Raw genomic sequence first — 11,882 nt, 5'->3', positions numbered from 1 at the left:
AAGCTCAAACGTGAACAGGTGGTGTTAAAAGCAATGGCCATAGTCGCCGGCATCGGCGTCGTATGCTTTGCATCGAGCCTCGTGTTGCCGACAGTGTCGTTGCGCTTCATTGCTCTGTGTCTGGGCGGCGCCTGTATTCCACTGCTATACCCTTGCTTCTGGTCGCTTCCCCCACGCTTCTTTTCTGGCGCTCGAGCCGCCGCAAGTGTCGCTGCCATCAACTGCATTGGAAACCTTGGAGGGTTCTTCGGACAGAACCTCATGCCGTACGTTGGCAAGGTAACCAACAGTCATGTAGCACCAATGCTCGTTCCGACTGCATGCCTGTTAGCTCTCGCAATCGGTACCATCATTGCGTGGACAGTCGGTGGGCATCGCAAGGCGGCGCTTGCGTCATCAACGGTTCCGCTTTGATGCGGGCCATGACACCCCCAAGCTATTTGCACAGACGCAATGTACCCTCATTTGAGCCGCATGTTCGATTGATTGCAGACTGAGCGCGGTTCAACTTCGCGATGGTTTGAAGCCATCCGGCCCGGCTTGGGAGTGCCGTTCCGGAGCAAGGCTCGAATCGACCGCTCATAGCCCTTTGCGCATCAAATAAGACGGGTTATTTGCGTGCAACCCCATCGGTTGTACGCGGCGAATGGCCGCTGACGAGAAAGCTGGATGTCTCTTCAGGGTCGGCTACGGTCTCCCGCCTAGGGCAATTGGCGGCAGAAAGCGTTGTCGAGAGTCCTTCGTCAACGCGGTGGCTCAAAATTCAATCGGCGCGGATACTCCGCCTGCGTGGGGCTATGATGACCTCGTCGGCTACCGTGGGTGACGGCGCCCCATGAACCGTTTCCTGATCGTTATTGGCACACTGTGCATTCTTGCCGGCCTCGGATGGCACTGGCTCGCGCGCATCCCGTTCGGCCGACTGCCCGGCGACATCCATATCGTCCGCGGTGGATTCAACTTTCACTTCCCGATCGTCACGTGCATCGTGATTTCGGTTGTGGTATCCGTGCTGTTGTGGTTCTTGCGGCGTTGAGCGCGGCTCCGCGTCGGAGCACACAATGGTGACGATCTGTAGGCGCAAATCGGTCGCAAAGCCGCCTACGGAACCCGCGAGGGTGGGCCAGACGGTGCGCGTTTTGCTGCCCACACCAAGGAAGTGAGCCATGCCGTTTGTGCGCACGCTTTCGCACTCGAAAGTAGAAAGGCCAAGCCCGCGGTTCCGAGGAACGCGCGGGCTGTGTCAAGGAAATCCTACGCAACGACACATCCGTAAAGAGGGTATCCGTCACAGGAGGACATGAGGAGTATGTCTGTCTCACATCGGCTGCTATTCCCCCCTCTTTTGCGCCGAGCTGATCAGCACATTTATACCTGCACTGTCTTTGTATGATGATTGCATTGCTCATTGGCGTTTCCTGCTGATACTGCCACCCTTTGGAAGTCTCGCCACAGCTTTGGCATGCGTGCAACGCACGATCGCGGAGCAGAGAACAACTTACGGTATCGCGCGACACAGCCCGGGTCTATAACTCTCTGGAGGGAAGCGTGCAAATCGACAGGCGACCGATATCCCACGCTCCCAACGTCTCCACATCGCTACTGCATCGTAAAGGCACCATGCACAGCTACTGACATCCGCGGAGCGTCGTCGCAGCGCCGCTTCTCACGATGCGTCTTCCTCCAGTAAGAGCACTCGCAAAGACAGCCGTCGACGCTATGTCGCATGGTCACCGGCGCACTGTGCTTAGGATCGGATTGAAGCGCACAAAAGAAGCTCTATAACGCGGTACCTCATCTGCCGCACTACCCGATACCACGGCACACGGACCGATGCCACGACATCAACCAACGTTGAGGGCAATCGGAGTGACATTTTAAAGGAGGGAAACGTGAAATATTCGCCATATTGGCCCGACGGCCTTCCGCATCACCTGTCATCGCCGCAGACTTCGCTGTACGACAACCTCGAAGCCTCTGCCGCCCGCGATCCCGGCAAGACGGCACTTCGCTACTACGGCAGTGCGATAAGTTACGCGCAGTTGCGGCAAGAAGTGGAGGCGCTCGCCGGCTTCCTGCAGCATCAGTGCGGCGTCGCCCGTGGTGATCGCGTCGCGCTCTATATGCAGAACAGCCCGCAATACATCATCGGGTACTACGCAATCTTGCGAGCCAATGCAGTGGTTGTGCCGGTGAATCCGATGAGCATTGCTGCCGAACTTCGGCTCATTATTGAGGACTGCGGTGCCAAGGTCGCGCTGCTGGGTGAGGAACTCTACGACAATGCCCGACCGCTTCTCGGCGATGCGCTCGGGCGTGCGATCGTGGCGCGCTATGCGGACTATCTTGGTGAAGCCACCGACCTGCCGCTTCCGGCCGTGCTTGCCGAGGCCGCCCGCGATTTCGATGTCCAGCCCGAGTTCTCCGCAGCTATCGCACCGAAAGCCGTGCGCTGGCGTGCCGCACTTGCGGCCGCTCAGCAGCCGTCGCCGTACGTCTCATCATCCGAGGACCTCGCGGTGATTCCCTACACGTCGGGCACCACCGGTGCCCCGAAAGGATGTATGCATACGCATCGAAGCGCAAATCATGTAGTTGCCGCCTCAGTGCAGTGGTGTCATTTGTCGTCGGATTCGGTCATCTTATGCTCGATGCCGATGTTTCATGTCACCGGGATGCAACACACGATGAATGTGGCCATCTTCGTCGGGGCGACCATGGTCGTAATGACGCGTTGGGACAGTCACTGTGCCGCGCAACTGATCGAGCGCTATCGCGTAGGGTACTGGAGTGCAATCTCGACGATGATGATTGACTTCATGAGCGTGCCCGATCTCGACCGTTTCGATCTAAGCTCCATCGAGATCGTGGGTGGCGGTGGCGCTGCGATGCCGAGGGCACTGGCGCAGCGCATGGCAGCACGTTTGGCCGCTCCCTACCTGGAGGGCTACGGGTTGTCCGAGACCATCGGGGCGACCCATCTCAACCCTCCGCAGCGCTGCAAGCAGCAGTGTTTGGGTATACCGATTCAGGACACAGAATCGATTGTGGTTGACCCCACAACCTTCGAGGTTCTCGGTACGCGTTTAACGGGAGAAATTCTGATCAGTGGCCCGCAAGTGTTCGAAGGATACTGGGGACGCCCTGACGCCACGCGCGATGCCTTCGTCGAGGTTTCCGGGATACGTTATCTGCGCACTGGCGACCTAGGCTATGTCGACGAGGACGGATTTTTCTTTTTCATCGACCGGTTGAAGCGAATGATTAACGCATCCGGTTATAAGGTATGGCCGGCCGAAGTCGAGACTTTGCTTTTCGAACACCCTGCGATTCAGGAGGCGTGCGTCGTCGCAGCACGCGATGCGCGCAGGGGTGAAGCCGTGAAGGCATTCGTGGTCCTGCGCGCCGGCGCCGAGGTTTCAGAACAGCAAATCATTGCATGGGCACACGATCATATGGCGTCGTACAAGGTACCCCAGATCGTCGAATTCGTCCCCAGGCTGCCCCGGACGGGCAGCGGGAAGGTTCAATGGCGGCTGCTGCAGGAGCGGGAGAATGAGTGCCTACGGCCGTAACTGTGCATGGGCTGGATTAAGCAGCTGCCTTGCAGCATTTGCATAGGGATTTGCAGTCACCTGCTCGGCACATTTGCTGTTCTCAAGACCGGCCATACGCACTGGGCAAGCTTCACGGGTAGATGAATGACACGAATGCCCTTTCATTCGCCGTCTAACGCGACTAAGCGAATGACCGTTGTACCCTTGGAAGCTGCCGTTTAGGTTGCGATGTGTCGAAGGGCCGGTGTGGGTCGCAAGTACTCGTTCGCTTTCCGCGGGACGAGTCATTCGCGACCACCGACCTGTGAATGACAGGAAGGCGCCCCATACCCGTCTGACCGGCACCGATGCTCGAATGACGGCTCAGGCCGATTCGGGTAAGAAGACAGGATGGAACCGGTGTGGCGGAAAAATAACGGCAGACAATATATTTCCCATCAACTCAAGGGGAGTTTGTCATGGGAAGCATTCAAAACCGGGAGCCTTGGAACAAGGCCAAGCTGATCGGTCAGAAGCCGCCGTTGAAGCCAAAAGACGTCTGGGCAATCCGGATTCACCTGCAGAACGCGCATGCGGTTCGCGATCTTGCGTTATTCAATCTTGCGATCGACAGTAAGCTGCGCGGTTGCGATCTCGTCAACCTGCATGTCCGCGACGTGACTCACGGCAATCAGATACTGCCGCGTGCGATGATCATGCAGAGCAAGACTAAACGGCCCGTGCAGTTTGAGGTCACGGAGCCAGCTCGCACTGCCGTTGCTGCATGGATTGAGAAAGCCAAGCTGAGGTCCGATCAGTACCTATTCCCGAGTCGGCTTTCTCGCTCGCCGCACATTTCAACGCGACAATACGCCAGGATGGTTCATCAGTGGGTCGCTGCAATCGGTCTTGATCCGACCGCTTACGGCACGCACACGATGCGCCGGACGAAGGCCACCTTGATCTACAAGCGGACGAAGAATCTTAGAGCCGTTCAACTCCTGCTTGGTCACAGCAAATTGGAAAGCACTGTTCGATATCTCGGGATTGAGGTCGACGATGCCCTCGAAATATCTGAGCAAACTGAAATCTAACATCGGGACGTGGCTGCGCGACAGGTTGCTCGCCGCCAGCCGCGCTTGCGCCACGGCTAAACCGCGCTTTTCGACCAAGTTCCGTCATCCACCGCTAAGTTCGCTGGCTACGTAGCTGGAACGCCCGGTGCACCATGGCCTACCTCGCTTTGTTGCCGGTGGGCGCCGCAAAGCGCAAGCGGCTCTTCACTCGTTCGGCCAGGAAAGAGACCGCCTTGTACGTCCGGTCGGCTATCATGCCTATCCTCTCCGAAGTAGCTCCTTATGATTTCCGTCCGTAATGTCACGCTGCGCCGCGGCGTCAATGTCGTACTCGATAGCGCGTCCGTCACCTTCACCCCCGGCGAAAAGATTGGCCTTGTCGGCCGCAATGGCGCCGGCAAGTCATCCTTCTTCGGCCTTCTCAACGGCACGCTGCACGAAGACGGCGGCGAGTTCTCGATTCCCGCTTCGTGGAAGATGGGCCAGGTCGCGCAGGAGATGCCGGAGACCGAGCAGAGCGCGACGGACTTCGTCATCGAGGGTGACGCCATACTGCTGGCCGCGCAGGCCGAAGTAGCTGCCGCTGAGGTCAGCGACGACGGCATGCGCATGGCCCACGCCTATATGGCCCTGCACGACGCCGGTGCACACGATGCCCCCGCACGTGCCCAGGCGCTGATCCTGGGACTTGGCTTCAGTGCTGCGCAGCTTGGCCAGCCGGTCAACAGCTTCTCCGGCGGCTGGCGCATGCGACTGCAACTGGCGCGCGCCCTCATGTGCCCATCCGACCTGCTGCTGCTCGACGAGCCGACCAACCATCTCGACCTCGACGCGCTGGTCTGGCTGGAAGCCTGGCTCAAGCGCTATCAAGGAACCCTGGTCGTGATCAGCCACGACCGCGAATTCCTCGACGCGGTGACGCAGGTGACGGTGCACGTCGACAACGCCAAGCTCGTGCGTTATGGCGGCAACTACAGCAAGTTTGAAGAGATGCGCGCAGAGCAGCTCCTGTTGCAGCAAGCCGCGGTGGCCCGGCAGGCGGACAAGATCGCCCATCTGCAGAAATTCATCGACCGCTTCAAGGCCAAGGCGTCGAAGGCGAAACAGGCGCAGAGCCGGGTCAAGGCGCTTGAGCGCATGGAGAAGATCGCACCGGTGCTTGCCGATTCGGAGTTCACTTTCGAGTTCAAGGAGCCGCTCAATGTCCCGAACCCGCTGTTGTCGATGCTGGACGCGACCTTCGGCTACCCCGCGCCGACCGGCGCACTGCCGGGCACGCCGCCCACGGTCATCGTGCGGGGCATCAACCGTTCCGTGCTGGCCGGGCAGCGCATCGGCATTCTCGGTGCCAACGGCCAAGGGAAGTCCACGCTGGTGAAGACGGTGGCGCACGCGCTTACGCCGATTACCGGCGAAATCAGCGAAGGCAAAGGCCTGAACATCGGCTACTTCGCCCAGCAGGAACTCGACGTGCTGCGCCCGCTCGACACGCCGATGGAACACATGATCCGCCTTGCCAGGGACACGCCGGTTCAAATGCGCGCCCCCGGCCAGAGTGGAACCGAACAATCGCTTCGCACCTTCCTCGGCACCTTCAACTTCAGTGGCGACATGGTCCATCAGGCGGTTGGCACGATGAGCGGCGGCGAAAAGGCGCGGCTCGTGTTGTGCATGATCGTGTGGCAGCGTCCCAACCTTCTGCTACTCGATGAGCCCACCAACCACCTCGACCTGGCCACACGCGAAGCGCTAGCCATGGCGCTCAACGAATTCGAAGGCACGGTGATGCTGGTCAGTCACGACCGGGCCCTGCTGCGCGCGGTATGTGATGAGTTCTGGCTGGTCACCAAGGGCGGCGTCGAGCCCTTCGACGGGGATCTGGACGATTACCAGCAGTTCCTGCGCGACGAAGCCCGTCGCATGCGCGAGCAGGCTGCCGCAGAGCAGAAGGTCATCGCCTGAGTTATCTCTTGGCGGGTGGCGCGCGTTGCATGGCGGGCGACGCGCGGACGTTCGCCAACGTCTTCAGCATTCGTGCGGACAAGCGCGCTCCAATGCAAGATATCGGCCATGAGCGGTCACTTGCCTGCTGGGTCGTGAAGACTTTCCAACGTCGGCAACGTCACCATGAGCGGCCTTTGCGGTTCTGCGCGCCAGGCGTCTACCACGGCGCGGGGTCTTAATGTCAGCCTGAGGGGGCACGTCCGGTCGGGCGCGCTCGCGACCAATGCGAGCTTCGGCGCTTGAACGTTCTGGGCGCAATTCCGAACGATGCTTTAGCGAAAGGCGTGCATGGAGTCTTCCGTGCGAACGGGCTTGCATCGCTATAGCCAAAGCAGGTCGCATGCTTGGTATGATCCGCTGCGCTTGATGCCGGCCGCTTAACAGACGGTTTCATAAAGACTATTGAGCCCGCTGAACGGTGTTCGCGCAGATCAAGCACCAGCGTTGGATGCGGACCTTGCCCTCGCTGCTCGATCAAGGCGGGGGAGTTCGTAGTAAAAGTTTCTCTCCTGATCCTTTGTATTAGTGGCTTTGATGGAAGCGCAAGACGGCCAATTTAGCCACCTGCGCTCCGTGCTTCGCTATTTCTGGCCGAAGTAGTACGCGTAGGCGCGATCGACGACGCCATCACGCTTGACCGTGTCGAACGCCTTCGCCCAGGCGTCGCGATCGATTTCCGGCGAATCCTTCGACGCGGCGATGTACAGCGCGCGCCTTGCGAGCGTCTTTCCGACGACGAGATTCCCCGGATGCTTCGCCGCACGCCACGCGAATTTCAGTTCGATGTCAGCGCTGTATGCGGCATCCACCTCGCGGGCGGCGACGGCCTCGGTGACGGCGGCCGCGTTGCTGTAGAGCTTGAGATTCGAGAAGCCGCGCTTCTTCAGTTCGGCGTGGCCCGTCGACCCGCCCACGACGCCGATCGCCCGCAACGCGTTGCCCGCATCATAGGAATCGATGGCGGCGGCGCCCGGCTGCGACACGAAGACCTCTTCGATATCCCACACCTTCTGTACCCACATGTAGTTCGGCTCGCGTTCGGCGGTTCGCGAGTACGGGAAGAAGAGGATGTCGTGCCCGGCCCTCGCTTCGGCCTGCGCGTCCTGCCAGCCGACGAATTTCACGGCAATGTCCCGCTTCATCGCGGCGGCCATCTGCCTGACGATGTCGAGGAAGAAGCCGTTGTGGCCGCTGTCGGCATCCGGATGGCGAACGGGGTCGATCGTGTATGGCGCGTTGTCCGCGACCCGGATCTCTTCCGCGTGCGCGGGCAAGGCGTGGCACGCGATCGCGACGGCCGCCGCGCAGGCGCCCGTCGTCGCGTAGATGCGTTTCATCGTCATGGTGTCCCCGCTGATTTCGCCGTGGAGAATTTATAGATCGTCGTCGCCGTGAACCGCTCGCCGGGATTCAGCACGGTCGTCGGCCAGTTGGGTTCGTTCGGCGAATCGTCCGGATGCTCGGCGAGCATCGTGAAGAAGCTGCGGAATCCGTAGATTCTGCCGCCCTTGCCGACGTCGGTGCCGGGCAGTGCGTTGCCCGAGTAGAAGTGAATCGCCGGCTCGGTCGTGTAGATCTCCAGCACCCGGCCGGACGTCGGCTCGTACACGCGCGCGGCGAGCCCTAATTCGCCCGGACGCTTGTTCAGAAACCAGTTGTGGTCGTAGCCGCCTTCGGCAGGCGGGTTCGCGAGCTGCTGGCCTTGTTTCAGCTGATCGTCCTGCGTGTAGATCAGGTCGGCAATGCGCGTCGGCTTCGTGAAGTCGAACGGCGTCCCTTTGACGCTGCGACGCTCGCCGGTCGGGATCAGCTTGACGACCGGCGTGAAGGTATCAGCGTCGATCGTCACCACGTGATTCACGATGCTGTTGCTCGGGTCTCCGCTCAGGTTGAAGCCCGCGTGATTCGAGAAGTTGACGATGGTCTTCCTGTCGGTGACCGAGTCGTACCTGATCTTCAGCGCGTTGTCGTCGGTCAGCGTATAGACGACCTTTAGGCTGCAGTTGCCCGGATATCCTTCTTCGCCGTCCTTGAACACGTAGTTGATCTGCAGCGTGTGATCGTCGAGCTGCTTCGCGTCGAACACACGGAAGCGCGAGCCCTTCTTGCCGCCGTGCAGGTGGTTCGGGCCGTTGTTGATGCTGAGCTGGTACAGCTTGCCGTCCATCGTAAACTGGCCCTTCGCGATTCGGTTCGCATAGCGGCCAATGATCGCGCCGGTGGACGGGTTGTACCTGTTTCCGTCCTCGATCGTGTCGAAGCCCATCACGACGTCGCCCAGATTGCCGTTGCGGTCCGGAACCAGCAGCTCGACGATCTTGCCTCCGTAGTTGCTGATCTTCACGACCATGCCCTGCTTGTTCTTCAGCGTGTAGAGGTCGGTCTGCTTGCCGTCGATCACGCTCTGATAGCCTGCCGGCTTCACGTCGACGTAGGGCGCCGAGGCCGTCGCCAGGGCCGGCAGGCCGGCGAGCAGGATCAGCGCTGCGCACGCACGTAACCTCAACATCGTTCGTCTCCTTTTTTGTCTGTCGATTTGCCCGGCGTGGCGGTCCGGGGGCAGCGCCATTCCGGGCTTCCGGTGAGCGCCTAGTATCAGGAGATCGTCGATAACCGACTAATGAAATTACGCGATATATCGATATCCGTATGTTATCGATCGGCATTGCGCCGAGGTGCGGATCAATCGTCGCAACGGCACTCAGTAACCGCGACCGACGTCGACGACGTTCAGCAGCGGCTCGCCTTTCACGAGCCTTCGCGCGTTCTCCGCGATCTGCTCGGCCATCGTCTTCAGGCTCGCTACCGACCCCATATGCGATCGCGAGGAGTTCCTGCCGCTGCAATGGCGCGCGGCGTCTGACGTGCTCGAGGACGCGTACCGCACGCGGCCGCTGTGGTACGGAGCGCTGTATCGCGAGACGCTGCGCTGCCCCACGCGCCTGGTGACGATCACGCGCACGGGGACGATCGACAGCGCGCCGGACATCGCCGCCGCGCTGTCGGTGCAGGCGACGGTCGTGCATCCGCTGGCCGGCACGACCGACGTGCCGGCTTACGTGCTGCTGGTGTCGACGCCGGACAACTGACCGCCTGGCTGCTCGCCGTCGTCCTCGTGATGGAACAGCGTGAGGAACTGCCGCGCGGGGATGCTGAGCGGCCGGTCGCGCCGAACGAGGCTGCCGTACGACGGCAGCTTCTGCGCAAGCGTGTAGTCGACGATCGCGACGAGCCCGTGCTCCGCGTTGCGCTGCGCGACCGTCAGCGGGATCACGCCGAGCATCTGCGAGCGGTCGACGAGGTTCATCGTCGTCAGCATCGAGCCGGTCTCGATCAGCCCGCGCGGCATCGGCTGGTGATGCATCCGGAACTCGCCCTCGATGACCTCGCGCGCCGGGCTGCCGCCCGGCTGCAGGATCCACGGATACTCGAGCAGCGCGTCGAACCCGACCGGCCCCGCGCCCGCGAGCGGATGGTTGCGGCCGGAGACGACCGCGAGCGCCTCGTCGTCGACCGCGCGGAACACGCAGTCGCTGCCGGCGTCGCGGCCGATCACGACCTCGAGCACGCCTTCCTGCAATTGCGGCATCAGCCGGTCGCTGGTGTCGACCGCGATGTCGATCGCGAGCAGCGGATAGCGCGCCTTCAGCTGCACGAGCGCCTCGGTGAGCCGCCCCGGCGACGCGGCCATGATGCTGCCGATCGCGAGCCGCCCGGCGCTGCCGAGCTGCAGCTCCGCGAGCTCGCGGTTCAGCGCCTCCATGCTGCCCCGGATCCCGCGAAAGTAGCCGAGCACGCGCTCGCCGGCCGGATTCAACACGAGGCCGCGCCCGACGCGATTGAACAGCCGCTGACCGAGCGCGTTCTCGAGTTCGTGCAGCATCTTTGTCGCGGCCGGCTGCGTGAGGCCGAGCCGGTCGGCCGCCGCGTGCAGCGTCGAGCATTCGTCGACCGCGAGCAACAGCGCGATCTGACGCATCCGCAACCGGTTCAGCAGCTGCGGCGTCGAGTCGCGTTTGTCGATCGAGCCCATGTTTGATTACCTCAGGTTATCGATTCATCAAGAGTTTTCAATTTACGGGCACGGTCCGTCTACCTAGCATGAACCCCATATCAGGAACAGCCGGATTCCGGCGAAAAGGAGACGCATTATGCAGACGAAGTCAACGGTCGCGCACCGCGTGGCGCACGCGGGAGAACTGGCATGACGGCCCCGTCGACCTTGCCCGTCATCGCGCTGACGCTCGGCGATCCCGCCGGCATCGGTGCCGAGCTGATCGCGAAGCTGCTCGCGCGCCCCGATGCGACGTCCCGCGCGAACCTGGTGCTGGTCGGCGACCGCTGGCTGTGGGAAGCCGGCCAGCGCGTGGCCGGCGTGCAAGTCGACGTCGAGCCGATCGCGTCGCTCGCCGCCGCGCGCAACCGGCCGTCGATCGCGTGTCCCGCGCTTGTCGAAGTCGACACGATCGACCCGTCACAAGTGAAGGTCGGCGAGGTCTGCGCGGCCGGCGGCCGCTCGGTGCTGACCGTGCTGAACCTGTGCATGGACGCCACGCTCGCCGGCGAGGTCGACGCGATCTGCTTCGCGCCGCTGAACAAGCACGCGATGAAGCTCGGCGGCCTGAAGCACGAGGACGAGCTCCACCACTTCGCCGAATACCTCGGCGTGACCGGCTACTTCTGCGAATTCAACACGCTCGGCGAGCTGTGGACGTCGCGCATCTCGTCGCACGTGCCGCTGAAGGACGCGCCGGGCTACCTGAGCATCGAGCGGATCGAGCAGGCGTCGGAGCTGATCTACCGGTCGCTGCTCGCAAACGGCATCGCGGCGCCGAAGGTCGCGATCACCGCGTTCAATCCGCACGGCGGCGACGGCGGCAGCTGCGGCCGCGAAGAGATCGACATCATCGAGCCCGCGGTGACGAAGCTGCAGGCGCGCGACTGGCCGACCGATGCGCCGTTCCACGGCCCGTTCCCGGCCGACACGATCTTCCTGAAGGCGCAGGCCGGCGATTACCAGGCGATCGTCACGATGTACCACGACCAGGGGCAGATCGCGATCAAGCTGCTCGGGTTCTCGCGCGGCGTGACCGTGCAGGGCGGGCTGCCGGTGCCGATCACGACGCCCGCGCACGGCACCGCGTATGACATTGCAGGCCGCGGCACCGCCGACGTCGGCGCGACTTGGCAGGCCTTGCAGATCGCCTGCCGGATGGGCGCCGCGCGCCGGCAGCAGACGATTTCCGCGTAACGGCCGCCCGGCTGC

At 62.0% G+C, this 11,882-nt stretch carries 9 protein-coding genes and 1 pseudogene; 6 read left to right on the top strand and 4 right to left on the bottom strand.

Annotated features, from left to right (window positions below; translation table 11 throughout):
* Positions 1 to 414: pseudogene (locus HWY30_RS41190) on the top strand (MFS transporter); the annotation flags it as partial.
* 349 nt (positions 415 to 763) lie between these two features.
* Here the strand turns inward: HWY30_RS41190 and HWY30_RS43170 are convergent.
* Entirely contained in the window at positions 764 to 1,168 is a 405-nt protein-coding gene (locus tag HWY30_RS43170; protein WP_425199425.1) for a hypothetical protein, read from the bottom strand.
* A gap of 724 nt (positions 1,169 to 1,892) precedes the next feature.
* Between HWY30_RS43170 and HWY30_RS36210 the strand changes: the two genes are divergently transcribed.
* From HWY30_RS36210 to HWY30_RS36200, 3 genes are all read left to right on the top strand, one after another.
* Positions 1,893 to 3,575 (top strand): long-chain-fatty-acid--CoA ligase, encoded by a 1,683-nt coding sequence (locus tag HWY30_RS36210; RefSeq protein WP_244145141.1) that lies wholly within the window; start codon positions 1,893 to 1,895, stop codon positions 3,573 to 3,575.
* Positions 3,576 to 4,015: 440 nt separating this feature from the next.
* Positions 4,016 to 4,630, top strand: a complete 615-nt coding sequence (locus tag HWY30_RS36205; RefSeq protein WP_090812106.1) for a tyrosine-type recombinase/integrase — start codon at positions 4,016 to 4,018, stop codon at positions 4,628 to 4,630.
* A gap of 264 nt (positions 4,631 to 4,894) precedes the next feature.
* Positions 4,895 to 6,574 carry an ABC-F family ATP-binding cassette domain-containing protein gene (locus tag HWY30_RS36200; protein ID WP_090812107.1) on the top strand — a complete coding sequence of 560 codons (1,680 nt, stop codon included), beginning with the start codon at positions 4,895 to 4,897 and terminating at the stop codon, positions 6,572 to 6,574.
* Positions 6,575 to 7,197: 623 nt separating this feature from the next.
* On the opposite strand, the gene HWY30_RS36195 is transcribed toward HWY30_RS36200, so the two are convergent.
* Together HWY30_RS36195 and HWY30_RS36190 are read right to left on the bottom strand one after the other, a co-directional pair.
* The gene (locus tag HWY30_RS36195) at positions 7,198 to 7,953 is read right to left on the bottom strand and encodes a substrate-binding periplasmic protein (RefSeq protein WP_167368822.1); all 756 of its coding nucleotides are present in this window, start codon (positions 7,951 to 7,953) and stop codon (positions 7,198 to 7,200) included.
* A 2-nt stretch (positions 7,954 to 7,955) separates the two neighbouring features.
* Positions 7,956 to 9,125: an aldose epimerase family protein gene (locus HWY30_RS36190; RefSeq protein WP_167368823.1), complete on the bottom strand. Its 1,170-nt coding sequence runs from the start codon at positions 9,123 to 9,125 to the stop codon at positions 7,956 to 7,958.
* A gap of 355 nt (positions 9,126 to 9,480) precedes the next feature.
* On the opposite strand from HWY30_RS36190, the gene HWY30_RS36185 reads away from it, so the two are divergent.
* Positions 9,481 to 9,705: a hypothetical protein gene (locus tag HWY30_RS36185; RefSeq protein WP_090812110.1), complete on the top strand. Its 225-nt coding sequence runs from the start codon at positions 9,481 to 9,483 to the stop codon at positions 9,703 to 9,705.
* Here the strand turns inward: HWY30_RS36185 and HWY30_RS36180 are convergent.
* Positions 9,672 to 10,649 (bottom strand): LysR family transcriptional regulator, encoded by a 978-nt coding sequence (locus HWY30_RS36180; protein ID WP_090812111.1) that lies wholly within the window; start codon positions 10,647 to 10,649, stop codon positions 9,672 to 9,674. The two genes, HWY30_RS36185 and HWY30_RS36180, sit on opposite strands and share 34 nt — an antisense overlap.
* 171 nt (positions 10,650 to 10,820) lie before the next feature.
* Here HWY30_RS36180 and HWY30_RS36175 point away from each other — a divergent pair, with 171 nt between their 5' ends.
* The gene (locus HWY30_RS36175) at positions 10,821 to 11,867 is read left to right on the top strand and encodes a 4-hydroxythreonine-4-phosphate dehydrogenase PdxA (protein WP_090812112.1); all 1,047 of its coding nucleotides are present in this window, start codon (positions 10,821 to 10,823) and stop codon (positions 11,865 to 11,867) included.
* Positions 11,868 to 11,882: the final 15 nt, after the last annotated feature.

It is taken from the genome of Paraburkholderia tuberum STM678, from assembly GCF_902833905.1.
In the GTDB taxonomy this organism is placed as follows: Bacteria; Pseudomonadota; Gammaproteobacteria; order Burkholderiales; family Burkholderiaceae; genus Paraburkholderia; species Paraburkholderia tuberum.
The sequence above is the reverse complement of the archived record's forward strand: the minus strand, read 5'-3'. Positions and strand labels throughout refer to the sequence as shown.